At 68.8% G+C, this 23,579-nt stretch carries 21 protein-coding genes; 5 read left to right on the top strand and 16 right to left on the bottom strand.

Features of this window, described 5'->3' with window-relative positions:
• Window positions 1-73: 73 nt before the first annotated feature.
• On the top strand, window positions 74-583 hold the full coding sequence (locus IRT45_RS01040) for a hypothetical protein (protein WP_194803985.1): 510 nt from the start codon (window positions 74-76) through the stop codon (window positions 581-583).
• Between the two features lie 6 nt (window positions 584-589).
• Here IRT45_RS01040 and IRT45_RS01035 read toward each other — a convergent pair whose 3' ends face one another.
• Window positions 590-1,105, bottom strand: a complete 516-nt coding sequence (locus tag IRT45_RS01035) for a DUF4254 domain-containing protein (protein ID WP_228533231.1) — start codon at window positions 1,103-1,105, stop codon at window positions 590-592.
• 157 nt (window positions 1,106-1,262) lie between these two features.
• Between IRT45_RS01035 and IRT45_RS01030 the strand changes: the two genes are divergently transcribed.
• Both IRT45_RS01030 and IRT45_RS01025 read left to right on the top strand, forming a co-directional pair.
• Complete coding sequence (locus IRT45_RS01030; RefSeq protein WP_194803984.1) at window positions 1,263-2,102, top strand: GntR family transcriptional regulator; 840 nt, start codon at window positions 1,263-1,265, stop codon at window positions 2,100-2,102.
• Window positions 2,099-2,683, top strand: coding sequence for a GNAT family N-acetyltransferase (locus IRT45_RS01025; RefSeq protein WP_194803983.1), 585 nt, complete (start codon window positions 2,099-2,101; stop codon window positions 2,681-2,683). Before IRT45_RS01030 ends, IRT45_RS01025 begins: the two co-directional genes overlap by 4 nt.
• A 1-nt stretch (window position 2,684) precedes the next feature.
• Here IRT45_RS01025 and eccCa read toward each other — a convergent pair whose 3' ends face one another.
• From eccCa to eccD, 3 genes are read right to left on the bottom strand one after another with little or no spacing between them, the layout of a single operon-like run.
• On the bottom strand, window positions 2,685-6,758 hold the full coding sequence (eccCa, locus tag IRT45_RS01020; protein WP_194803982.1) for a type VII secretion protein EccCa: 4,074 nt from the start codon (window positions 6,756-6,758) through the stop codon (window positions 2,685-2,687).
• Between the two features lie 2 nt (window positions 6,759-6,760).
• Window positions 6,761-8,254 (bottom strand): type VII secretion-associated serine protease mycosin, encoded by a 1,494-nt coding sequence (gene mycP, locus IRT45_RS01015; RefSeq protein ID WP_194803981.1) that lies wholly within the window; start codon window positions 8,252-8,254, stop codon window positions 6,761-6,763.
• 7 nt (window positions 8,255-8,261) lie between these two features.
• Window positions 8,262-9,731, bottom strand: a complete 1,470-nt coding sequence (gene eccD / locus IRT45_RS01010; protein WP_194803980.1) for a type VII secretion integral membrane protein EccD — start codon at window positions 9,729-9,731, stop codon at window positions 8,262-8,264.
• 129 nt (window positions 9,732-9,860) lie between these two features.
• Here eccD and eccA point away from each other — a divergent pair, with 129 nt between their 5' ends.
• The gene (gene eccA, locus IRT45_RS01005) at window positions 9,861-11,678 is read left to right on the top strand and encodes a type VII secretion AAA-ATPase EccA (RefSeq protein WP_194803979.1); all 1,818 of its coding nucleotides are present in this window, start codon (window positions 9,861-9,863) and stop codon (window positions 11,676-11,678) included.
• A 51-nt stretch (window positions 11,679-11,729) separates the two neighbouring features.
• On the opposite strand, the gene eccB is transcribed toward eccA, so the two are convergent.
• Window positions 11,730-13,241: a type VII secretion protein EccB gene (gene eccB, locus IRT45_RS01000; RefSeq protein WP_194803978.1), complete on the bottom strand. Its 1,512-nt coding sequence runs from the start codon at window positions 13,239-13,241 to the stop codon at window positions 11,730-11,732.
• Window positions 13,242-13,358: 117 nt separating this feature from the next.
• On the opposite strand from eccB, the gene eccE reads away from it, so the two are divergent.
• A complete protein-coding gene (gene eccE, locus IRT45_RS00995; protein WP_194803977.1) occupies window positions 13,359-15,116 on the top strand; it encodes a type VII secretion protein EccE in 1,758 nt (585 codons plus the stop codon).
• Between the two features lie 74 nt (window positions 15,117-15,190).
• Here eccE and IRT45_RS00990 read toward each other — a convergent pair whose 3' ends face one another.
• The 11 genes from IRT45_RS00990 to IRT45_RS00940 form a co-directional block, all read right to left on the bottom strand.
• Window positions 15,191-15,502 (bottom strand): WXG100 family type VII secretion target, encoded by a 312-nt coding sequence (locus IRT45_RS00990; RefSeq protein ID WP_194803976.1) that lies wholly within the window; start codon window positions 15,500-15,502, stop codon window positions 15,191-15,193.
• Window positions 15,503-15,551: 49 nt separating this feature from the next.
• Entirely contained in the window at window positions 15,552-15,887 is a 336-nt protein-coding gene (locus IRT45_RS00985; RefSeq protein WP_030513428.1) for a WXG100 family type VII secretion target, read from the bottom strand.
• 93 nt (window positions 15,888-15,980) lie between these two features.
• Window positions 15,981-16,769: an ESX secretion-associated protein EspG gene (locus IRT45_RS00980; RefSeq protein WP_194803975.1), complete on the bottom strand. Its 789-nt coding sequence runs from the start codon at window positions 16,767-16,769 to the stop codon at window positions 15,981-15,983.
• 8 nt (window positions 16,770-16,777) lie between these two features.
• Window positions 16,778-17,746 (bottom strand): PPE domain-containing protein, encoded by a 969-nt coding sequence (locus IRT45_RS00975; RefSeq protein WP_194803974.1) that lies wholly within the window; start codon window positions 17,744-17,746, stop codon window positions 16,778-16,780.
• Between the two features lie 15 nt (window positions 17,747-17,761).
• Window positions 17,762-18,058 (bottom strand): PE family protein, encoded by a 297-nt coding sequence (locus tag IRT45_RS00970; RefSeq protein ID WP_194803973.1) that lies wholly within the window; start codon window positions 18,056-18,058, stop codon window positions 17,762-17,764.
• A 9-nt stretch (window positions 18,059-18,067) separates the two neighbouring features.
• Window positions 18,068-19,453: a hypothetical protein gene (locus IRT45_RS00965; RefSeq protein ID WP_194803972.1), complete on the bottom strand. Its 1,386-nt coding sequence runs from the start codon at window positions 19,451-19,453 to the stop codon at window positions 18,068-18,070.
• Window positions 19,450-19,764, bottom strand: a complete 315-nt coding sequence (locus IRT45_RS00960) for a type VII secretion target (protein ID WP_194803971.1) — start codon at window positions 19,762-19,764, stop codon at window positions 19,450-19,452. Before IRT45_RS00960 ends, IRT45_RS00965 begins: the two co-directional genes overlap by 4 nt.
• A gap of 124 nt (window positions 19,765-19,888) precedes the next feature.
• A complete protein-coding gene (locus tag IRT45_RS00955; RefSeq protein WP_194803970.1) occupies window positions 19,889-20,230 on the bottom strand; it encodes a YbaB/EbfC family nucleoid-associated protein in 342 nt (113 codons plus the stop codon).
• Between the two features lie 38 nt (window positions 20,231-20,268).
• Window positions 20,269-20,589: a hypothetical protein gene (locus IRT45_RS00950; RefSeq protein WP_036498233.1), complete on the bottom strand. Its 321-nt coding sequence runs from the start codon at window positions 20,587-20,589 to the stop codon at window positions 20,269-20,271.
• Window positions 20,590-20,636: 47 nt separating this feature from the next.
• Window positions 20,637-21,449 carry an ESX secretion-associated protein EspG gene (locus tag IRT45_RS00945; RefSeq protein WP_194803969.1) on the bottom strand — a complete coding sequence of 271 codons (813 nt, stop codon included), beginning with the start codon at window positions 21,447-21,449 and terminating at the stop codon, window positions 20,637-20,639.
• Window positions 21,446-23,395 carry a hypothetical protein gene (locus IRT45_RS00940; RefSeq protein WP_194803968.1) on the bottom strand — a complete coding sequence of 650 codons (1,950 nt, stop codon included), beginning with the start codon at window positions 23,393-23,395 and terminating at the stop codon, window positions 21,446-21,448. Before IRT45_RS00940 ends, IRT45_RS00945 begins: the two co-directional genes overlap by 4 nt.
• Window positions 23,396-23,579 lie beyond the last annotated feature (184 nt).

Genomic DNA, 23,579 nt, shown 5'->3' with positions numbered 1-23,579 from the left:
TGATATTGCGCGCATCCGCCACCTAGTGTTGCCCTATGACGATGTGGGCGAACAGAGGTGCACGATGCGCATCGTGAGCAGTGTGTGTCACCTCTTCGAATACGAGGTCACCGCGGCGGGGCCGTGCGCGGTCGCGCTGGATCCGGCGGCGGTGCGCGCCCGGAAGTTGTTCGTGGACTGCCTCGTCCTGCAGGTCGCGGTCGAGCCGGGTGATGCCGTGGTACTTCCGGCGGCGGTCGAGGTCGTGAAAACCACTGCGGCACACGACGACGCCGGCTACATCGTGATCGAAGGTGTGGCGCCGTGGGCGCGCAGCGACCGACGCGGCGCATACGAGGACGTACTCACCGGTCTGGCGGATGCCCTGGACGTCGTATCCGAGCTCACCGAGCGCTTGGAGGAACGCGGTGAACTGGTACACCTGATGCCGTTCGGCTGGAACACGATTCGCTTCACCGAACTGGCCGGTGGGTCACGACCGCGGCGGGTGACCCGGCTGAATCCGGCACCGCTGCCGGCGGATCGGTCGCGGCACAGTCGCGCACCGCGGATGGCGGGCTCGTGCCGATCGCTGAGTTACTAGCCTGACTCACCAGGTCGGCAGGCGACGCCGTCCGGCGAGGACCTCACGCACCAGATCGTCGTAGCCGTCGGCCAATTCCGCCAGGTGGTGCCAGGCACCGTGCAGCACTTCGTCGTTCGCGTCGAGTGTCATCAGCGCGTGGTGCGCGCGCACCGACGCCTCGGCCAGCCGGTCGATGACAGCGCCGATGGTCTCGGTGTGCAGGGTGGCGCCCGGGCTCTGCTGCGGGAGGGCGCGGACGATCCAGTCGTCGATCGCCATCACCAATTCCATTCGCCGTCTGCCGATTTCGATCATCAGCGCGGAATCCGGATCCGGGGTGGAACCGCCGCGGCCGAGCTGGCGTTCGAACAGCACCGCCAGGTCGCGCGCGAACCACAGGATCGGGCCGCCGATCACGCGGTGCCCCCGGCACGCGCGCAACAACAGATCCGAACTCGGCAGAACTTCGGTCGTCAGGAACTCGACGGCCGTCGGTGTGTGTGGTGTGTCGGGCAATGCCACGACCACCATCGGGGACATCTCCAAACCAGCCACGGTGCCTCGCCGTCGTCGCCGTACAACCAATGGTCAGGACGTTCATTACAATAAACCTCTGAATGTGTGTGTCAAGGGTCACACTGCCCCGTCAACCAGCAGAGTAGACTTTCCCTCGTTGAAGGTACAACCGAGGAGCGAGATGGCCGCCGGTCCGAGGTACCAGCGAATCGCCGACGTCCTACGGGAGGCGATCCGCGACGGCACGTACAAACCTGGTGATCGCCTGCCCAGCCACAACGAGCTGGCCGACCAGATGCATGTCTCGATCACCACCGCACGCAACGCGATTCAGGTGCTCGTCGCCGAAAACCTGCTGTTCACAGCGACTTCCCGGGGCACGATCGTGCGCAGCCAGGAGGTCCTGGAATCCGTGGTGACCAACCATATTCGACGCGACCGCCCCACATCGGCACACGACATCTTCTCCGAGATCGCGCGCGCCGCCGGGCGCGAACCGGCCAAACAGTTCAGCGCCCGGATGGAACCGGCCGGTACGGAAGTCGCGCACTGGCTCGGTGTGCCGAAGGACTCCTGGGTCGTCTCGCGCACCGTGGTGCAGTACCTCGACAACGAACCGTGGTCGTGGGAGGTCAGCTACTACCCACGCGACCTCGCCGAACTCACCGGAATCGATTCTCCGCACGATATTCCGGAGGGCACCACGCGGCGGCTGGCCGCGCGCGGCTATCCCGAAACCGCCCATCGGGATACGGTCGTGGCCCGCCCGGCGAGTGCCGACGAGGCCGCCGTCCTCGGTGTCGGAGCCGGCACCATGCTGCTCGATCATCTGCGCATCGGCGCCAGCAGCACCCGCATCATGCGGGTCACCCGCCAGCGGTCGCTGGCCGCGCGCAATCGGCTGGCCTACGAACTCGGTGACGACGAGGGCACCGCCCTGATCCGCAAAACCCTGGGGGCGCCGCATCCCCCGGGCAACTCCCACTCCTTCGGTAACTCACTGGTCCCCGGAATACCATGAGCATCCGCATCCGCCAGGCCCGCTCGGCCGACCTCGGCAACATCTGCCGACTACGGCTCCAACGCACGGCTTGGCTTGCGGCACGCGGCTCGGACCAATGGACTCGGCAGGGCCGAGGACTGCCGATCGAACGGTTCGCCCACGCGGTCGGCCGGTCGGTCTCGGCCGGGGAGACCTGGGTCGCCGAGGTCGGCGGCGAATTCGCGGGAACCGTCACCGTGAACGACCGCGCGGATCCCGGGCTGTGGTCGCCGCGGGAGATCACCGACGCGGTGATCGTGCACTACATGATCGTCGATCTGCGCTTCGCCGGATACGGTGTCGGCCGGGCGCTGCTCGCCCACGCCGCCGGGCTGGCCCTTGTCCGGCAACGTGATTGGGTGCGATTGGACGCCTGGACCAGGAACACCGAGCTGCACCGGTACTACCGCTCGGCGGGATTCCGGCTGGCCCGCATCGCGAATCCGGCGGTCAGCGGACCGTCGGCGGCGCTGTTCGAACGCCGCGCCGACAGCTGGGACTTACCGGAACCGATCGTGCGACTCCACCTGCACGCGGACCGAGGCGATCCGGTGCCCTGACTCAGACCGGCGGCAGATAGCTCACCTGCACCATTTCGTTCTCGCGGGCACGGGACACGAGCGTGCCCCGGCCGGGCGCGAGCTTGCCCGACCGCACGTCGCCGAGCAGTTTGCCCTCGTCCTTGGGCGCCGACATCAGCAGCGCGTCGACCGAGAGATCCTTCATCATGCCCAGCACCTTGTCGTACAGCGCCCGGGAGGCGCCGCCGGAGCGCCGTGCCACGATCAGGTGCATACCGATATCGCGGGCCTGCGGAATGAATTCCAGCAGCGGTTCGAGCGGATTGCCCGCACCGGTGGCGACCATGTCGTAATCGTCGACCACGATGTAGATCTCCGGCCCGGTCCACCAGCTGCGATCCCGCAACTGCTGCGGCGTGATGTCCGAACCCGGAATCCGTTGCCGCAGATAGGCGGCCACCTCCTTGATCATGTCGAACGACGTCTGCCCCGAGGTGGAATAGCCGGCGAGCTGCTGGCCCTCCAGCACGCCGAGCATGGTGCGCCGGTAGTCGATCAGGATGACGCGCGCCTGTTCGGCCGTCGAATTCTCGGTGATGCCGAGCACGATGTTGCGCAGCAGCGTGGTCTTGCCGCACTCCACGTCGGCGAAGGCCATCAGATGCGGCTGCGTGTCGAAATCCATGACCAGCGGGGCCAACTCGTTCTCACCCAGACCGACCACCACCCTGGTGGCGCTGCATTCGATGCCGTGTTCGGCCGCCTCGGCGAGCACCTGTTCGCGCGGCACCCGCAGCGGCAGCATCCGGACCGCCGGCGCGCGCCGGTCGCCGTAGAGTTCGGCGAACTGACCGCGCGCCAGCGCGATACCGTCGGACAGAGTCGCCGGATCGGAGTTGGAGTCCAGTCGCGGCAGGGCGACCAGCATATGCAACTTCTCCGGGGTCAGACCGCGGCCGGGGCGGCCCACCGGCACCAGAACCGCTGTGCGCCGGTCCATTTCGGAGTCGCTCGGGTCACCGAGGCGCAGTTCCAGCCGCGTGCCGACGAGATCCTTGACCGCCGGCCGGATCTCGCCCCAGCGGGTGGCGCCGATCATCAGGTGGATGCCGTAGGACAGGCCCTGTGCGGCCAGCGCGTTGAAGGCCGGTTCCAGCACGTCGAATTCGGCACGGATGGTCGCCCAGCCGTCGACCACCAGGAAGACGTCACCGAACAGGTCCTGCGACAGCGGGTCCGCCGCTCGCTCGGCCGGACTCCGCTGCGCCAGTTCGGCTTTGCGGCGGCGGAACTCGTGGATCGACTCGATGCCCAGTTCGCGGAACCGCTCCTCGCGCTGATGCAGCAGGGTCACCATCTCGGCGACCGTGCGGCGCACCCGGTCGATGTCCATGCGCCCGGCCACCGAGCCGACGTGCGGAATATCGGCCAGACCCGCCAGCGTGCCGCCGCCGAAGTCCAGGCAGTAGAACTGCACCTGCTCCGGCGTGTGGGTGGCCGCGGCCGCCATGATGATCGACCGCAGGGTGGTCGACTTACCCGACTGCGGACCGCCGACCACGGCCAGATTGCCCTGTCCCGCCGACAGATCCACGATCAGCACATCGCGGCGCTGTTCGTACGGCTTGTCGATGACACCGATCGGCCACCACAGCCGGCCGTGCCGGTTCACCGGCGATCGCCAGTCCGGATCGGGCAGCAGCATGTCCACCGACGGTGATTCGTCCAGCGGCGGCAGCCACACCTCGTGCGCCGGGCGGCCGTGACCGCGCAACCGGTCCACCACCACGTTGAGCAGCGTCTTGGGCACCGTATCGGCGGGTGGCAGCTCGAGCTCCGCCTCGGGCGATCCGGGCGGCGGCGGAAGTTCGGGCCGGCCCAGCGGCCCGCGTGCCGGCGCGGCCGCCACCGGTGTGCGCACCGGGACCGGCGCGGCGGTGAAGACCACCGGCTCCTGTCCGCCGCCGCGCTGCCCGCCGCCGATGCGGCCGGGCGCGTTCCCCGCGGGCGATTCGTATGCGCCGGAGACGTAACAGGCGTTGAACCGCAGCGGATCGTCGGCATCGCTCTTGAGGTAGCCCGAACCCGGCACACTCGGCAGGTGGTAGGCGTCGGTGATACCGAGGACCGCGCGTGATTCGTTGGCGGAGAAGGTGCGCAGGCCGATCCGGTAGGACAGATGGGAGTCGAGGCCGCGCAGTTTGTTCTCCTCGAGTCGCTGCGAGGCCAGCAGCAGGTGCACGCGCAGCGAGCGGCCCAGGCGACCGATCATGACGAACAGATCCGCGAAATCCGGTTTCTGCGAGAGCAATTCGGAGAACTCGTCGACGATGATGAACAGCGCGGGCAGTGGGTCGAGGGCCGCGCCGGCCGCGCGGGCTCGCTCGTATTCGGTGACGTTGGCGAAGTTGCCGGCCGAGCGGAGCAGTTCCTGGCGCCGGGTCATCTCGCCCGACAGCGCGTCCTTCATACGATCGACGAGGGCGATCTCCTCCTCCAGGTTGGTGATCACCGCGGCGACGTGCGCGAGCGATTCCAGTCCGAGGAAGGTCGCGCCACCCTTGAAGTCGACCAGCACCATGTTCAGCTGATCCGGCGAATGGGTCGTCACCATGGACAGCACCAGGGTGCGCAGGAATTCGGATTTGCCCGAACCCGTTGCGCCGATGCACAATCCGTGCGGACCCATACCGTTCTCGGCCGACTCCTTGATGTCGATCTCGACCGGCGTGCCGTCGGGAGTGATACCGATCGGCACCCGCAGCCGCTCGCGGTCGTTGCGCGGGCGCCACACCGACGCCGGATCGATCTGCGCGGCATCGGGAATCTTCAGCAGTTCCATCAGGCCGGGCACGGCTCGCGATTCGTCGCCGAGGCTCACGATCTGGGCCGCGGTGGCCACCCGGTAGCGGGCCAGCGCCCGTGCCAGGGTCTGCGCTTCGGCGATGGTCACCGGGTCGGAGGTGGCGAACTGTTCCACGCCCGCGGCGGATCTCGCGGCGACGGTACCGTCGGCGACCACCAGCTGCAGACCGCGGCGCACCGCGAGTCCGGCCTGCGGCGCCGTCAGGTCGAGCACGGTCACCGAATCCAGGCCGGCGTCGCTGACGATCCGCTCGGTGCCGCTGACGTAGCCGTCGTCGATGATGACCAGCAGGTGGATGCGCCCCGCGGTGGGCTGCGCGTTGCGCATGAACCGGCCGCGTTCGAGCAGTTCGGCCGCCATGGAGGTCTCCAGCTCGGCCAGCGACCGGTACATCATCCGGGCCGCCCCCATCCCGTCGCGATCGACCGGATGTTGCAGGTGCGGAAGCCATTTCGCCCAGGACCAGGCTTCGGTATCCGGATCGGCGCAGATGATCGCGACCGCGGCGTGGTCGGGGCCGTGGAAGGTCACGTATTCCATCAGCATGGCGCGCACCAGCATGCGCGTCTCGTCCGGGCGGCCCTCGATGTTGATCGCCGGGAACGCCCGCAACGACAGGGCCGTGGGAAGGCCGTGCACCACCGAATGGGTGCGCACGAAGCGACGCAGCGCCACCGTGGACACCGGCTCGAGGTCTTCGAGCGGACCGGTCTCCGGGCGGGCCAGTTTGGTGGCCAGCCGGTGACTGCCGACACCGACGCGCACATGCCCGAAATCCGGGTCGTTGGGCCGGCGTTCCCACATCCGGCGGGTACCGGCCACGGCCCGCAGGTCGGCCGGTTCCGGATGGCTCCAGATCAGCGATTGCAGCTGTGCGCCACCGGTTTTGCGGACATCGCGGCGGACCTGGTCGAGGTAGCGGAAGTAATCCTTGCGTTCCTCGTTCAGTTCGGCGGCGCGCTTGGGGCCGCCCGAGCCGCGCATGCCCGCCATCATGCCGACCATCGACATCAGCATCATCATCGGGAACATCAGCATGAAGGGGTTGGCGAGCAGATTGCGCCCCATCATCACCATCATCGCGATCATGCCGACCACCGCGACCACCATGACCACGGGCATGAGCCGCATCAGCAGCGCGGGCGGCACCGGCCGCGGAATCTCCGGCGGGGCGGTCAGCGCCACCTCACCGCCCGGTGCGCGCGGCGGGGCGATCCGCGGTCGGCGCACGAATCCGTCGGTGGACATGCCTACTCTCCTCGAGACGAGTCGGTCCCGGTGGGAGCCGGGGTGGCGGAAAGGTATCCGGCGGCCGGATCGTCGGCGGCCGGATCGGGCCGCCTGCGCCGATACGGCAGGGCGGCGGCCCAGCCGACGGCCAGCAGCGCCAGCAGCGCGCCGGAGCCGATGATCGCCACCCGGCGCGGCAGTGGATCGGGGCCGCGATCCGGGTCGGGCGGCGCGATGGCCCGCGGCAACTGGGCCGCCTGCCCGGCGGGCGGCGGCAGCTGCGCGGTGAGGGCCGCCAGCGGATCGATGAGCCCGAATCCGACCCGATCGTCGCGGCCCGCACCCGGGTTGTGCGCGGTTCGCTCGATCCGGTCGATCACCTGCGCCGCGCTCAGATCGGGAAATCTGCTGCGCACCAGCGCCGCCAGGCCCGAGACGAACGCCGCCGAGAAGCTGGTGCCGTCGATGGTGAGCGGTCCCTCGTCACCGTGTTCGGTGTCGACCAGGCCGGTTGCGCCCGGCTTGCTGTCGAGGGAGATGATCGAGCGACCGGGTGCGGCGACGCCCACCCACGGGCCGTGGATCGAGAACGGCGAGGTCGCTCCGTCCGGATCGGTCGAGGCGACCGACAGCACATACGGGGAGAACCAGGCCGGGCTGATGACGGTGCGCACACCGTTCCAGCCGCTGGTGTCGTTCTGGGCCGAGCAGGCGGCCTGGTCGAGGTTGCCGGCCGCGGCGACCACCACGACATTGCGGTCGGCGGCGTATTTCACCGCCGCACCCAGTGCGCCGTCGGCGGTTTCGGAACCCGCTGGGGTGCAGGACACTTCGGAGATATTGATCACGGTGGCGCCCATGTCGACCGCGCGCACCACGGCGGCCGCCATCGTCAGCACGTCACCGTATCCGCCGGCGGCGACCTTGCCGGTCTCGTCGTTGTTGCGGTTCTTCGCCTCGTACTGCAGGCTCAGCTGCCGGATGGCCAGGATCTGCGCGTCCGGGGCGACCCCGGAGAAGGCGTCGGACGGGCTCGGGCGTGCGGCGATCAACCCGGCGACCAGGGTGCCGTGGCCGTCGCAATCCTCGGTGCCGTCGCCGGCGGTGACGAAGTCGCCACCGGGCTGCAGATCCGGCAGGCGCGGATGGCGGTTCACACCGGTATCGATCACAGCGACCTTCTGCCCGGCGCCGCGACTGAACTTCCAAGCCCGGTCCAGATCGAGAATGCGTTGCGGCAGTGGCGGATCCCGCGGGATCGCCCCGGTCAGATACGGTTCGGCGCAGACCGCGCGCTTCTCGGTCTGGTCCGGCGGGCCGTTCTTGGCGTTGACGGCCAGCGCCTGCCCGAGAGCCCCCTCGTCGATCGCCGGCGGGGCGACCGCGGTCGCGGAACCACCGCCGAGCAGCGATGCGCCGAGTACCGCCGCGGCAGCGGCCACGCGTAGCCGGCGAGTCGCCCCGCGCACGAAACCCGCTATCGGACAATCGCTTCCGTAGCGCAGCACAGTCATCGCCCGATCAGATGTTCCGCGCGGCCGAGTAGACGTCCATCAGCCACAGCGACAACGGCACGATGGCGATGATCAGCAGGTACTCGAAGATCTCGATCGCCCGCCGCAGCACCGGCGACACATCCGCGCGAGGTCCGAGCACACCGAAGGCGACCACCGCCCCGGCGACGATCAGCAACAGCCCCGCACCGACGGCACGCCAATCCTCGTGCGCCACAGCGGCGCCGGCGAGAACGGCCAGCGCCACCACCGTGCCGCCCGCGATCATCGTCGACGCCTGGGTGAGATCCGCGTACGCCCGGCCGCGCAGGCACAGCACCACCGCCGTGATCGCCGCCAACGCCAGCCCCTGCCAGCGCGCTTCGCCCAGCGGATCGGCGCCCAGAATCGCCCCGAAACCCGCTGCGAGCGTGGCGCCGACGAGAATTCCGGACTGGTACTGGTTGGCCGCCCGGGCGCGGCGCTCCAGTCCCGCCGCCGAGGGCAGTGCGGTCGCGCCGATGACACCGATGTCGGCGATCGTCGGGCGGGGTTCGTGATCGGTGGGGTCGATGGCGCCGCCGGCGGTCGGCACCGGGGGAACCGGCAGGCGCGCGGCGGCGACGGCGGCCCGGGGTGCCATCGTGATCAGCACCAGGCCGGCGATCAGCACGCCGACGGCGATCTTCGCGATGTCGAAGTCCCACACCATTCGTACGGCCGCGGCGACCGCGAGCACCGCGGCACCGGTGACCACCGCGGCGACCACGAGCGATCCGGCGCGGGTCATCGAATACAGTGCCAGCGCCACGACCAGTGCCGCCACCGCCGAGAACAGCAGGTGTGGCGACCCTGCCCGGCCCGGGGTGAGCAGGCCCGCGCTCGCGCCCAGCAGTGCAATCGCGAACAGCGACAACACAATCGCCGTCGCGCGCTCAGCCGGATAGCGGCGCGCGACGATCACGGCGGCGCCGGCGGCGAGCACACCCGCGCCCAGCGCGATGAATCCGTTCCAGATGCCGGTGCCCTTGCCGGACACCAGAACCGCTACGGCGACAAGTACCGCGATCAGCCCGGCGCCCAGACCCATTCGCCGCGCCGCCGTCGGTGACCAGGCGTTTCCCGATTCGGCGGTGAGCCGCGAGACGGCGTCGATCACATCGTCGAAGAGCGCGGGCGCCTCCTTGGCGGTCACCGAGCGCAACACCAGCAACTCACCGTCGAAAACCTCTGCATCGGTGAGCGATTGGTGCGGCGGGATGGGGTCGCGGCCGATCCGCGCCAGCGTCCAGTGCTGTGCGCGCACGGGCGCGCCCTCGTCGTGTTCGGTCAGGTCGGGATTGCGGGAATCGATCAGCTCGACCAGGTCGGTGATGTAGGCCGCGACCGGCACGGTCGCGGGCAGGCCCACATCGAGTTGAGTATTTCCGCCGATCACCGACACTCGGCACAATTCCGGGTCAACGGCCCCCACGCCGCTGCTCGACGACTCGGTCACGGATTACAGAACTCCCTACGATTTTCGTCGCTGTATTGCGACGTTCCAAACTTAACCGAGATCGGCTGTCACGGCAGCCGGTATGCTGAGCGAGAATTAGCACATTCACGCGTTTAGGGGACTGTCCGTATGACCGGCAACCGCCAAGCACAACGCGCCTTCGATGCCGGCGTATTGTCATTGGGTATCGCTATCGACGGCCAGGAATCCACGCCCGATCTCGAATATGCGAAGCTCGCATTCCAGCGCGCCACCGAATGGGATCCGGGTATGTGCGACGCCTGGCTGGGCCGGGCCGCGGCCGGGGAGATCACCCCCGAGGTGGTGTTCAACCTCTACAAGACCAGCGGCTCCACCCTCTACCGCGAACAGCGCCGGCTCGGCCTGGCGCCGCGGCAGCTGGCGGGCCGGTTCGTGGTGGGTCAGTACATCGACTATCCGCTGGCCGGGTACACCGAGATCTGGCTGGCGCAGGCGACCCAGCTCATCTCCGCGGGCGATTACGACGAGGCCGAGCAGGTGCTCGACGAGCTGGCCCGGCATCGCGCGGGCCTGCTGTCGCAGCCCGATCAGGACCTCGACGACCGGATCTGCCAGTACGTTCGCGGCCTGCTGCACTACGCGACGCAGCGCTGGCCGGATGTGATGACGGTGCTGGCCGGTTCGGCGGACTGGCAGGACTCTTATCTCGCCGCCGGCGCGCACGTGATGGTCGGCACGGCGTGTGCGCAGCTCGGCCTGTTCGGCGAGGCGATCCGCCGGATGGAGGCCGCCGAGAACGGCCCGATTCCGGCCGCCGCCACCACCGCCCGGTTCTGCCGCGGGTTGTGCCTGCGCGAGATGGGCCGCGAGGACGAGGCCCAGGCCCTGTTCGAGAAGGTGTTCTCGGAGGCGCCGGACTTCGCCGCGAACACCCAGGCCATGCGCGATCGCAAGTACCGCCTCACGGTGACCTCGAAGGAGCTGATCGACGCGCGCACCGACCGCTGGGATCCGGCCTCGGCGCCCACCGCCGAACAGGTCGAGACCGAGGAGCGCGGCGACCGGGCCAAGCGCCTGCTCGAGGTCGCCCGCGCGGAGCTGGACGAGCAGATCGGCCTGGCCGCGGTGAAAACACAGGTGGCGAAACTCCAGGCCACCGCGCAATTGGCGAAAATCCGAGCCGAGAAAGGTATGTCCAGCGCGCCACGCGGACAACACCTTGCGTTCACCGGCCCGCCAGGAACCGGTAAGACGACGATTGCCCGAGTGGTGGCAAAAATTTACTGTGGGTTGGGTTTGTTGAAAACCGATCGACTGGTAGAGGTAAAGCGTTCGGATTTCGTCGGTGAACATTTGGGAAGCACCGCGATAAAAACGAATAAATTGATCGATTCCGCGATGGACGGAGTGCTGTTCGTCGACGAGGCGTACACACTCATTCAGACCGGTCTGTCCGGTGGTGACGCCTTCGGCCGCGAGGCGGTGGACACCCTGCTGGCCCGGATGGAGAACGACCGCGATCGGCTGATCGTCATCATCGCGGGATACGACGGCGAGATCGACCGCTTCCTCGCGTCCAACGACGGTCTGGCGTCCCGCTTCGCCAAGCGCGTGAAGTTCGAGTCCTACACACCCGAGGAACTCGGCCGGATCGGTCAGTTCATTGCGAGCAAACGGGATTCGGAGGTCGCCGAGGATGCGCTGGAACTCCTGCAGGCGGCGTGCCGGGAGCTCTACGAGCGCCAGGTGACCGACCAGAGCGGCGAGCAGCGACGCGCGGTGGACCTCGCCGGTAACGGCCGGTTCATCCGCAATGTGATCGAGGCCGCCGAGGAGGAGCGCGAATACCGTTTGGCCACCGACGAATCCATCGATCTGTCGGCGGTGGACGAGACCGTGCTCATGCGCATCGAGGGCACCGACATGGCCAAGGCGCTGGAAGGTGTGCTCGGCGGATTGCGCTGAGCCGCAGGATGACCCGACCTACCGGGCGCCCACCCGGGCGGCCGGTGGCGATCAGTTGTTCTTGCCCGGTGGTGGGATCGGCCGGGCGCAGGCCACAGCGCTCGGGCCCGCGTCCGGGCACTGCGGCAGGCTGTCGTGACTCATCAGAGCGTCCTGCCGGGTCAGCGCCGGTCCCGCGGACAAGGCCTCCACGATCGGTTTCGGCGCCGGCTTCGGAGTCTTCGGCATCCCGAGGACCTTGGCGGTGTCGGCATCCGGGATGCCGTATCGAATTCCGTTGTCGCCCACGTAGAACAGCGGCCCGTTGCTCACCGCTCCCGGCTCCGCGCCGACCGAGCGCACGAACTCCCCCGTGCCCGGGCGCAGATAGACGCCGTCGATCCGATCGCCGGCGCCGTCCGCGGTCGCCGGGACCACCGGCTCCGCATCCGCGGGCAGGGGCAGCGCGCGGCCGGCGAGCAGTGTCACCGTGGCGCGCGCGTCGTCGGCGGCACGGGTCCACGACAGGCAGGCCACCGGATCCGCATCGGGCGCGAGCACGGCCGGAACCTGCTGCGGGAAATCGTCGATCGGCAGCCGGTGCAGAACCGGAATACCGACGATGCGGTCCGGCGGAACGGTCGAGATCTCGTTCATCCCTTGCGAGTTCGCGTCGCGGATCAGGCCCGCGGCGAACGGCGTGACCCGTTGCACGCCGTCGGCGAGGACCACGTACAACTCGTCGGCGTCCACGCCGTGGACCCTGATCACACCGCCCACCGGCACATCCGACAGCTTGCCCGGGCCTGGACTGCCGTGCCCGCCGATCTCCGGAACCGTCAGCGGCGGAACGGGTTCGGTGGCGTCGAGCAACGCGCCGCCGATCGGGCGCGGGCGCTGATCCCGCAATCCGAGCGAGCGGATCAGAACGGAATCGCCGGGATCGATCTCGGCCCGCTTACCGTCGTACACGAGAAACGTCTTGCCGCCGTGGGTGGCCAGCAGCGCCTGATCCGCGCGCACCGGCACCGCGTGGGTACCGCCGGCCGGATCGTCCAGCGGTCCGGCGATCGCCGTGGTGAGCGGCCCGGTCGCGGCGGCGCCGCCCCCCGTCGTGGGCGGCAGCAGGTTGTCGCACATCGTCCAGGTGGACCGCCGGGGATCGCCCGATCCGGACAGTGCGCCGGGCGCGCCGGGAATGCCCAGCAGCGGACCGCGCGGCTGCGTCAGTTTGCTGTCCTTGACCGAGGCCGGGGAGGCGGCGGCGCCGGTGATCAGACGCGCCGAGGCCAGGTTGAGCACCGGATGCAGGGTTCCGTCCACGAGGACGTAGAGCGCGCCGGAGTCCTTGCCCATCACGATCTTCGAATCACCCACCGACCCCTGCGGGTGCAGGAAGGCCAGGATCGCGGCGCCGGCCACGCCCAGCAGGCCCAGGACCGCGCCGATCACCAGCGACCGGAACTGGGTGCGCATGGGGTCGTGCAGCATCCGCACGTCGCGCCGCACCAGGGCGTGTTCATAGCGCTTGAGCAGGAACCGGTAACCGTTGACTTGGGCACGGGTGGTCAACTGCGCCGGCACAACCGCCTCCCGATCCCCACTAGCTGATTCCGATGACCCGATTCGAATGCGCGAACCGTATCCGGCCGCGCTTCGACAGACTAGCGAAGCCGAACGAGTTCGGTCCATTATGTGCGCATGAACTCCACCGCGCGCGGAGATAAAGACATACCGTCCGAGGACGATTCATCCGATGCCTCCGAAAGCCGCTCGAACACACCGCAATTGCGCTCGACGGAATTCTGGCTCTTTCACCTGCTCCCCCTGCGTCTGGTGCTTCCGGTGCTGGTCACAGCGGCTGTGGGCGCGTTCGTCGCCAGGGTTTTCACCCCGTTGTGGTGGGTTCCGATCGTCGTTGCCGCAGGGGTGACGATCGTCGCGCTCACGCCGATTCGCGGCACGTCGCTCGCACAATCCCTGGCGCGTGGAATTACCTTTCGTTGGCAATTGTTTCGGAATCGTTCCACCGCCGTTCAACATTCGCCATTCAATGTTCCACTGGCCGAAGGCGGAAGTTACGGAATGCGCTGGGACGGTGACCGGCTCATCACCATGTTGCGGATCGACGCACAGCCGCGAACGGTCACCCGGCTCAGCCCCAGCGGACTGCTCGGCGACGATATGCTGCCGCTCGCCGAGATCGCGCGCTGTCTCGATCAGTTCGACATCCGGCTGGCCGCCATCGATGTGATCAGTACCGGATCGCGCAGTGCCGGCACCGGGGCGGTGGCACGCGCCTACGAGAGCATCCTCGGACCGCTGCCGGCGGTGGCGCATCGGACCGTGTGGGTTGTCCTGCGGCTCGATCCGCTGGCCAACGCGCCGGCCGTGGATCGGCGGGGCGGCGGGGCGGAGGGCACCTTGCGGTCGGCGGTCGTGGCCACGCGTCGGGTGGCCAATAGGCTCGCCGCGCGCGGTCTGTCGGCGGTCGCGCTCTCGGCGACCGAGATGAATCAGGCGGTCGCCCAGCTGACCCTCGGCGCGGCGCCGGAGGAGTTCGAGGAGACCACGGACAGTCTGATCCACAACGGTTTTCACCACACCACCTACCGCATGACTCCCGAGGCCCTGGGTTCGCGCGGCATCGCCGAGGTGTGGTCGACACCGACGGTGACCTCCACGATCACCGTGCGGCTGCAGCGGGTGCCCGACGCCACCACAGCCGCGACCACCGATCCGCCGATCGCCGTGACGGCCACCGCACGCTTCGCGACCCGCGACGCGCCGTGCCGGGTGCGCTCCGCCGGACTGATTCCGCTGCCCGGAAAGCAGCGCCGCGCACTGCTTTTCAGCCTGCCGCTGGGCACCGGAGTGCCGGCGCTGCCGCTGGACAGCTATCTCGGACCGCCGGACGCGCTGGATCGGGTGCCGATGCCGATCGCCGGATGCGGACAGCTCATCGGCGCCGACAACTCGGGGCAGGGCGTGGCCCTGCCGCTGGTGAGCCGGCACGTGCGGCGGGTCGAGGTGATCGGCTCACCGCTGGTCGCCAAACAGGTGATCCTGCGCGCCATCGCGTTGGGCGCCAGTGTGGTGGTGCATACGAATCGGCACGACGAATGGCGGCCGATGGTCGGCTATGTCGATATGCCGCAGGCGCTCACGCTCGCGACCTGGTCGGCCGGTTCCCAGCAGGCCAGTTCGTATCGGTTCGCGACCATGGTGGTCTTCGACAGTATCGCGCCGAGCGGGCACCACTCCGATGCCACCGTGATGGTGCTGCGCCAGCACGGACCGGTGGCCGACGGCTTCGAACCCGATGTCACCCTGATCGAGGACCCGGTGACCGCGAATATGGTCACCGTGCGCACCGAGAGCGGGGAGACCAGCGTGTACATGGTCGCCACACCCGAGGAACTGCGGTATGTGGGGGCGAATCCGCCGGTCCCGGCCTGAACGGCGAAGGTCCCGCCCGATCTGGGACATCGGGCGGGACCTTTGTGGTGAAAACCGCTGCGGCTGTGGCTGAATCAGCCGCCGAAGCCGTTGGCGACGACCTTGTCCGCAGCGGTCGCGTTGTTCATCGCGGCGGAGACGGCCTTGGACAACGCCGACACCTTGCCCATCGCGGTGCTGGGGTCGCTGTCGCCGTTGATGTCACCGAACTGCTGGTCCCACTTCTGCTTCGACTGCTGGAACGCCTCGAGACCGGCGTTGCCCTCCCAGGCCTGGGCCAGCTTGGCCGCGCAGTCCTGCAGGTTGCTCGCCTCGGACTGCAGGTCCTTGTGGAAGCCGCTCAGCAGGTCGGAAAGCTCCTGGAGAACTGTTCTTTCGTAAAGCATGTCGCTACCTTTCGTACGTGTGCGGTGGAACGGTTGTGCTGGATTCGTCTCAGACGCCGAGGTTGGTCAGACCGCCGGTCTGCGAGATGAGCTGACGGAACTCGTTCTCGTTCTCGCTCTCCAGGCCGGTGTAGGTCTTGTTACCGTGGCCGACTTCCTCGGTCATCTCGTTGAGGATCTGGTTCAGCTTGGCCGCTTCCTCGTCCCAGTCCTGGGCGGCCTTGTTGCACGCCGAGAACGCGTCGCCCTGCCAGCCGCGCTTGGCGGAGTCGACCGCCTCGGTCACGCGGGCGATGGTGGCGCGGATGCGATCGACCGAGTTGGCCATATCGGTCTGCGCCTGCGAAGTACTCGCTGCATCGTTACTGATTTGCTGTCCGGCCATCGTCGGGCCCCTCTCTGTGTTTTCCGGTAATGCGGCGTTTTCCGGTCATGCGGTTCGGTAGTACAGGTGGTCACTGGCACGGGATTTCGCGAGCTAGGGCATCCACCTTCCCCCGGGCAAGGTGCCGATCAGCGCCGTAATCGCCTGTGCGACGCGGTGATCGGATCCCGGTGTGAAGGTGGTCCACATCCGCTGGTCGGATGCGGCGCCCGGGCTGGCCGCGATCCGGCCCCGGGCGGTGTCGTACACCGCCACGGCGCCGGACGATCGGGTGGTGATGCCGTCGGCGTGGAGGTAGGCGACGATCTCGGCGTGCGCGTGACACTGCGACAGCGCCATGCCGAATTCGATCGCCGCGCGTTCCGCGACGTCGATACCGTGCAGGGTTTCGGCGAATTCGGTTGCCGTCGTGGCATTGTCGAGCCGCTGCGCGAGCTCGTCGGTGGCAGCGCTGAAGCTCGCGATTTCCGCGGGTTCGGCGGGACCGAGTACGTCCAGGACCGGGCGGGCCAGCGCCGCACCGTCCTCGTCGGCCCAGATGGTTCGGACGTCGATCTTGTCGCCGGTTCGGACGGCGACCGCGTGCCCGGCGCCGCGCCGTACCACGGACGCTCGGCACACACCGGCCGTGGTGACGATCCGCGCCGCGAGTTCGCGTTCCGGCTGGGCCAGAATCGACAGGGCCGCACCGAGTTCCGGGTCGACGTCGTCGTAGCGGTCCACGAGTCCGGCGCCGCGCAGCCCGCGCAACGCCTCGGCTCGCGCGGCCATGAAGGCGTCGATCGAGTCCTGCCGCGGACCGACCTCGAGCACCAGCGGCAATGTCTGCACGCCGAGCAACTCGGCGACGGCCAGGACGGCGTCGTTGGTCAGGGTCGCCATAACACTCCTTACGCGGGACTCGCGGTTCCGGACGCGGGCGGGGCCTCGACACCACCGAGAACCGGTGGGGCGGCCGCGAATCCGGCATCGAGCTCGAATTCGCCGACGCCGGGTGCGTCCGCCAACCCGGCCCGGGCGGTGCGTTCCTCCTCGGACTGCGCGGCGGCGGGACCCGCCGCGGCGGGGACCGCTTGGCCGGCTGCCGTGCCGGTCTGCGTGGGCGAGGCCTGCAGCGCGGTGAATTCGGTCGATTGCGCGGCCCGGACGACGGTCTGGACGCGGGTGGCGGTGAGGGTGCGCGGCATCTCGAAGGCGGCCAGGTTCGGCATGGCGGGCATACCTGCGATCGCGGGCATCGCGGGCGCCGATTCCGCGGCCACCGCGGCGGCTGCCTGCTCCCCCGCGAGGGCGTCGCCGGTGGCCAGCACCGGCGGCTCGAGTTGCTGCCACGGCAGCGCGAGCGGTTCGGTGGCGGCCTCGTAAGTGCGCATCACCCGGGCCGCACCGGCTTTGGCGACATCCTGATCGGCGCTGATGTCGGCGGCGGCGCCGACCAGCGGCGCGCCCATCGCGGCCCCGATGGCCTGCACGGTGTGCATCGCCTGTTCCAGCGCCGCGATCTCCGCGATATGCGGCATCGCCAGCCGGGCCACCTCGTACGCCGCGGCCTGTTCGGCGGCGTGGGTGGCGTTGCGCCCGGCGGCGGTCGCGGCGTCGAGCAGCCAATCCCGCATCCGCGCGATACGTTCCAGCACCTCGTCACTGCGGTCGGACTGCCAATGGCCGCGGATGTCGGAGACGATCCGGTCGTAATCCAGCACGGCGGCACCGAAATTCGCGGCCAGGCGTCCCCAGGCGGAAGCGGCCTCGGCCATCGGCACCGAACCCGGGCCCGTCGTCAGCTCCCGCGCCAGCCGCTCGGTGGGCCTGGCCTCCCAGACCACCCCGGTGAAGCCGTCACCCGGCGGTTCGACCATGTCGTCGTGCTCCGATCAGGCCGTGGCGCCGAGGTCGGCGGCGTTGTCGGCGTCCATCCGGGACAGTCCGCGCGACTGCGCCCGGAGGGTGGCGGCCAGTTTGCGCAGCTCCTGCACGCCGAGGTTGCCGGACGAGTCGAACGACGCGCCGACCTCGGTCAGCGTCGTCGCCGCGCGTCGCGACACCTCGTCGATACCGGGAGCGGCGATCGACAGGGCCGGAGTATCGGCCTGCAGGCCCGACTCCAGACGGTCGGCGAGTGCGTCGAGATCGGCGGCGGTGCGCGCCGCGACTACGGGATCGAATTCCATCGCGAACTCCTAGAGGGTGAGAGCTTTGTCCGGTGGCTCGGTGTCCGGGGTGGTGGTGACCGCGTCGGCGGCGCCGACCACGGGAAGGGAGACTCCGGCGATATCGCCCACGACGTCGTTACCGTGAGCGGCCGTGACGAGCTGACCGCGCACCGCCTCGCTCGCGCTGCCGGAATCCGAAGCGGCGCGCGCCATTCCGGCGGCGCCCGCTCCGGGCGTCATCGGCATCATGCCGGGGCCGCCGGTCGTGCCGGTCGAGGCGATCGCCGACTCGGTGCTCGCGGTGACGGCCGCCTCCGTCATGATCGACGGGGTGCGCGCGGCCTGCAGCGGCGACGACATCTCGGGTGCGCCGGCCGCCGGGGCCCCGACTCCACCGGCTGCGCCGGCTCCGGATCCGGATGCGGCCGGAGCTCCGCCCGAAGGCGGAACCGGCGCAGCGATCGGTTTCGCGGCGCGGCCGGTGAGGCTCGTGGCCGCCTGCGCGCCCGCCCCGCCGACGGCCGACAACGATTGCACCATCTGCAGTGCCTGCGAAACATATTGTGTCGCATTGCCGGCGGCGCCGCCCGAACTCGACGCGCCGGTGGCCAGCGACATGCCGGACGGAGTAGCGCTGAGCCCGGACGTGGTACCGGCCACGGACTTCAGCGAGGACTGCGGCACCGCCACCCGCTGCGCGGCGACATTCGACACCCCGTGCGGCACATTGGTGATCTTGACCTTCTGCCCGGTGTGCGCCATCTTCGCGCTGTGCGCGGTCAATTCCACTCGCGTCTTGGTGACCACGGCGAGCGCCTCGGCCAGCGTCTGCGCCGACATCGCCAGCACGAACACTTGCCCCGGCGGGGTCACGATGAACGGGGCTGCCGCTGCGAGCGTGGTCAGATATTGCGAGGTGATGCCCGTCATCAGCGCATTGCCGGTGAAGACGCTGCCGGCCGCGGCCGTGGTGCCGAGCGACATCTGCGCACCCTGCCCCGCCACCGCGGTTCCGTCGGCGGCCGCCTGGGTCGATGTGGCCGCCGCCGACAACGCGCCCGCGCCCTGCCACAGCGACATCGCCGTCTGTATCGCCGTGGTGCCCAGCTGAACGACGGTCTGCAACACGGCCGACACCTGGGAGAGCACCTGCGTCGGATCCGCACCCGGGCCGGAGCCGAGTTTGCCGGTCCCGAAACTGCTGGCCAGATCCGTGATCGGTTTGGTCAGCGCGTGCAGGTCGAGCACCGGCAGCGGCGGTAGCTGCGGCAGCGGTGGTGCCGGCGGCAGCTGGGGCAGGGCCGGCAGCCCCATTTCTCGCAGTACGTCGTTGACCGGCCGGTCCACGATCGACCCCATCGCGCTCTGGCGCAACAGGTCGACGATCGACCGGTCCAGGCCCGGTTCCATCACGCGCGACCGATTCCGCCGAGCAGGTCGGCGTTGTCCTGGTCGGTCGTCGCGTAGGTGGCGGCACTCTGATGCGCGGTGACCGCGGCTCCGGCGTGCACGGTCGCCAGCTCCACGACCGAACTCAGGTGATTGGCCTGTGCCAGCGCGTATGTCGCGAGAAAGTCCTGGCCGATCAACCCGAAGACCGGAACGGCCGCGGCGATCGCCACCGCCTGGTTCACGGTGCCCGCGGAGAGTGTTTCGGTGGCCATCGCGGCCGCCGTGTCCCCGTAGCGACGGATCGCCTCGGGTACTGCTACCAACTCGCCCATCTGAAAGCCCCTGCCCGGTAAGCCGATTCGCGCTCACGTAACCGGCGGATCGAACATCTACCGAGCAATTGCAACAGGCGACGACGTAGATTGGCACGCGCGCAGCTTAAGAACGCGTTACGCGTCAGTGAATCTCGCGCGTACCCGCGCCGTTCTCCTCGTTGAATGCGGCGACCAGTTCACCGCGTCGCGCGAACGCCCGGGCGGCGGCGCTGCGCGCGGTGGACACTACCAGCTGCTCGAATTCCACCGGGGTGAGTCGATTCACCAGCGGTGAGAAAATGAGATCGAGTAATGCCCCGTTTCCGTCCACCTCCACCGTGACGGCGCCGTCCGGTGACGTTTCGCGAGCGCGCACAGCCGCCATCCGGTCGCCGAGGTCGCGCATGCGTTCCAGCTGCCGCTCCGTGCGCGCGACCAACTCGTCCATCACCGAAACTCCCGTCGGGTCAGGCGGATTCGGCATGGGCTCCCCCTCGCTCGCGTCGTCTCCGGCGTCCTGGGCTACCACTCCACCGACCTCAGCCAGCTCTGCGGCTCCGTGTCGTACTCCTGCTCGTCGATCAGTTCCTGCCGCTCGACCTGCTCCGCCGTGGGCAGTCCGGTCAAGGCGAGCAGATCGCTGCTCACTCCGGCCTCGGCGAGTTGGCGTCGCCGCGCGAGCCCGGCCCGATCGGCCGCGCGCGAGCACAGCCGGAGCAGTTCGGCGGCCAATTCGGCGGGATCGCGGCGCAATTCGCTCGCTTCGATCGAAATGCGCAGCGGCAGACCCTGTTCGGTGGTCTCGACCGCTATCGCGCCCGATCTCGTTGTCGCGGTGGACATCGTGCTCCTCGTTGGTCGGTCGGAATTCGGCTCGTTCGGCCGCGGGATCAGACCCGCTCGTCCTTGATGGCGCGGACGACGGTGATGATCTCGGCGTTGACGGCCGCGATCAAGCCCTGCCGGTCCACGCCGGTGGCGGTGCGCGGCGGGCCCGCCTGGATCACGTAGCGGCCGTCGCCGGACAGGTCGCGCCAGTCCAGATGGCGGACGGTGCGACCACGCGGGCCGAAACGCGAGACGCCCTGGGCGATTTCGATCGTCCCGGAGCGTTCCGGAACGATATCGAGAAAGCGCTGCCCGGCGGCGTCGGCGGGCTCGTCGTAGCTGTCCCACAGTTGGGGGGCGCCGCCCGCGCCGTCGGCCGATATGTAGTGCGCTTCGGCGGCGCCGGCCACCGATTCCGGATCGGGCGGCAGCAGGATGTGCCCGGAGACACCGGCGTCGACCGGCGGCAGCGCATCCGCGACCATATCGGCCAGCCGCAGCGGATCGCACTGCACCATCGTGAATCCGCCGGCGTGCAGCAGGGTGCGCCCGGGCAGCTGGGTCAGCAGGTAGCCGCGGTCCTCGCGGCGCGCGGCCAGCAGCCGGACCGCCCCCTCGCCGCGGTGGGGATCGTGGCCGTCGAATCCGGTGACCAGGACGGCGAGATCAGGACGCGTGCAGTCGCGGACCGCGTCGAACAGGGTGTGGTCGGGCCGTGCCAGCATCCGGTCGCGCAGCCGCGTGCATTCGCGCTGGAAGTCGTCCTCCAGTGGAATGTCGGTGGTGTAGACGAACGGCCGCGGTGGCCCCTCGTCACCGAAATGCCGCCACAGGACCACGAATTCGAGATCGGTGAAGCTCCAGCTGCGAGTCATTTCTCGACGACCGGTTTCACGACCACGGGCGCATCGCCGAGCGCGTCCTCGAGATGTTCGACCGAATCCAGATAGGCGGGCCGCTTGTGCTCCTTGCCCTGCTGGTTCTGCGTGCCCGCCCCGGCCGCTCCCGGCGATCCGGGAGTGCCGGCCATCGGCGCGGCGCCGGCCCGGCCGGTCGCGGAATCGACGGTAGTGGCACTCAACGCCGTGCTGAGCGTGCTCGCCCGCGGGAACAATTTGGACGCCTGCGCCAGATCGCGACTGAGCGCGGGCAGTGCCGGCACCCCAGCACCGCCGCCGGGCACACCGCCACCGCCGCCCGCACCGCCTCCGGCGCCGCCCAGGGCGGACAGCGGATCGGAACCGTCCAAGCCGGGAATACTCAGTCCCGGAATATCACCCAGCCCGGCCTTGGCGAGCGCGTCCTGCTGCTGTTGCTGGGTCAGGGTCTGGGCGACCTGCTGGAACGCCTGCATCAACTGCTGCACGCCCTGCTGCGCGGCCGACATCAGCTGCTGGACAGCGGACATGACCTGCTGCTGTTCCTGCTGTTGCTGGGCGGCTGCCTGCTGCTGTTCCTGCTGCTTCTGAAGTTGTTCCTGCTGCTTCTGTTGTTGTTCCTGTTGTTGCTGTTGCTGCTGCTGTTCCTGCTGTTGCTGCTGCTGGGCTTCCTTCTGCTGCTTCTCGAATTCCGCGGCTTGTTTCTGCTGCTGCGCCAACGCCTCCCGCTGCTGCCGGGCCGCCGCCTCCTGCGCGGCCTTGGCCTGCGCGTCGCTGGGGGTGCCGCCCGGAGTCGTACCGCCGGGTGGGGTCGAGCCGCCGGGTGGGGTGCTGCCGCCCGGCGGATTCTGACTACCGGGCGGGTTCTGGCTACCGGGGGGATTCTGGCTGCCCGGTGGGTTCTGCCCGGTCGGGTTGTACGGATTGGCGGGAATCTGGCCGAAGGCCGCGGCGGCCGCGGGCAGTACCGGCACGTGCGACGAGGACTGGTTCATCCCGTAGACGTAGGTGCGCCGGAAACTGTCGCGAACGGTCTGGATCCACTGCTGCTGCGTCTTCGCGTCGGCATCGTTGTTCGGCGGCATGCAGTACTGAGTCTCGTTCAACCACCCCGAGCTGTAGACGAGCAGATCACCGGTGCCCCTGATCGCGGTGGACAGCCCCGGGATGCTCTTGCCGTAGGCCTGCACCGCCGCCACCGCGGTCTCCTTACCCGGCCCGCTCCACTTGTCGACGGTCACCGAGTCGATCTTGTTCAGCAGATCCGAGTACACCTTGTTCACCTCGGTCGCCATCCACCACCAGGTGCCCGCGTGGTTGGCGAGATTCTCGGCCACCTTGTTCACCCGGATGTAGTTACCGACCTGGAACAGGTCGTACCAGCTCATGTAGTCGGGCGCTTCGGGACTGATGGTCGAGGACTGGAACGACTGCAACCCCGCTTTGTTGTCCATCGCGTTGACGGGATTCTTCAGATTGTCGTTCGTCCCCGGCACTTTCGGCGGATCACCCATCGGGTCCAGGCCGTCGGCGTCCCACATGTAGTCCGGTTTACCGCTGACGTTGTCGAGCAGCGCGGAGTTGAAGCCGTCCATCTTGCCGTAGGCCTTGCCGGCCGCGATGAACGTGTCGATCATCTGGCCGAGGATCGTCTTGTGGTCCTCGAAGACCGTCTTCAGATCGGTGGCCTCGGTACCGAATTTCTTGCCCAGCGCGGTCCCCGACACGAGATTCGACACCGGCGAGCCGGCGGTGAGGTCGTCGGTGTAGAGCTGCAACGTCTTCAGCGCGGCGATCGTGCTCTCCGCGGCCGCGGCCACCTCCAAGGCCACGTCCGGCTCGAACTTCAACGCATCCTTGCCGGACGTGTGGTTCTTCGTGTAGTCACTCAACGCCGGCCACGGATTACCCGTAGCGACGGGCGTAGTCGGATCGGGCGCCATCGGTCGTGCTCCTCGAATTCGGTACCAGCGGAAGCTGCGCGTTCACCCCGTCGGCGATACCGGCCGGGGTCGTCCCCCGTCCCGACCGATATGCGAATAGCAAGTGCCGCATCATCTTTCGAACATGTTGCGACCTGCGAGCAACACCGGCGGCAACGGCGGTTGAACGCGGGATGAAACACCG

Origin of the sequence: Nocardia sp. BSTN01 (genome assembly GCF_015354405.1) — a bacterium.
Lineage (GTDB): Bacteria > Actinomycetota > Actinomycetes > Mycobacteriales > Mycobacteriaceae > Nocardia.
This window is presented reverse-complemented; position numbering and strand designations above follow the sequence as displayed.

Coding starts and splice junctions, on each gene's coding strand:
- IRT45_RS01035 (WP_228533231.1), bottom strand. CDS start 1,105: ATGTCCCCGATGGTGGTCGTGGCATTGCCCGACACACCACACACACCG.
- IRT45_RS01030 (WP_194803984.1), top strand. CDS start 1,263: ATGGCCGCCGGTCCGAGGTACCAGCGAATCGCCGACGTCCTACGGGAG.
- IRT45_RS01025 (WP_194803983.1), top strand. CDS start 2,099: ATGAGCATCCGCATCCGCCAGGCCCGCTCGGCCGACCTCGGCAACATC.
- eccCa (WP_194803982.1), bottom strand. CDS start 6,758: ATGTCCACCGACGGATTCGTGCGCCGACCGCGGATCGCCCCGCCGCGC.
- mycP (WP_194803981.1), bottom strand. CDS start 8,254: ATGACTGTGCTGCGCTACGGAAGCGATTGTCCGATAGCGGGTTTCGTG.
- eccA (WP_194803979.1), top strand. CDS start 9,861: ATGACCGGCAACCGCCAAGCACAACGCGCCTTCGATGCCGGCGTATTG.
- eccE (WP_194803977.1), top strand. CDS start 13,359: ATGAACTCCACCGCGCGCGGAGATAAAGACATACCGTCCGAGGACGAT.
- IRT45_RS00990 (WP_194803976.1), bottom strand. CDS start 15,502: ATGCTTTACGAAAGAACAGTTCTCCAGGAGCTTTCCGACCTGCTGAGC.
- IRT45_RS00985 (WP_030513428.1), bottom strand. CDS start 15,887: ATGGCCGGACAGCAAATCAGTAACGATGCAGCGAGTACTTCGCAGGCG.
- IRT45_RS00980 (WP_194803975.1), bottom strand. CDS start 16,769: ATGGCGACCCTGACCAACGACGCCGTCCTGGCCGTCGCCGAGTTGCTC.
- IRT45_RS00975 (WP_194803974.1), bottom strand. CDS start 17,746: ATGGTCGAACCGCCGGGTGACGGCTTCACCGGGGTGGTCTGGGAGGCC.
- IRT45_RS00970 (WP_194803973.1), bottom strand. CDS start 18,058: ATGGAATTCGATCCCGTAGTCGCGGCGCGCACCGCCGCCGATCTCGAC.
- IRT45_RS00960 (WP_194803971.1), bottom strand. CDS start 19,764: ATGGGCGAGTTGGTAGCAGTACCCGAGGCGATCCGTCGCTACGGGGAC.
- IRT45_RS00955 (WP_194803970.1), bottom strand. CDS start 20,230: ATGCCGAATCCGCCTGACCCGACGGGAGTTTCGGTGATGGACGAGTTG.
- IRT45_RS00950 (WP_036498233.1), bottom strand. CDS start 20,589: ATGTCCACCGCGACAACGAGATCGGGCGCGATAGCGGTCGAGACCACC.
- IRT45_RS00945 (WP_194803969.1), bottom strand. CDS start 21,449: ATGACTCGCAGCTGGAGCTTCACCGATCTCGAATTCGTGGTCCTGTGG.
- IRT45_RS00940 (WP_194803968.1), bottom strand. CDS start 23,395: ATGGCGCCCGATCCGACTACGCCCGTCGCTACGGGTAATCCGTGGCCG.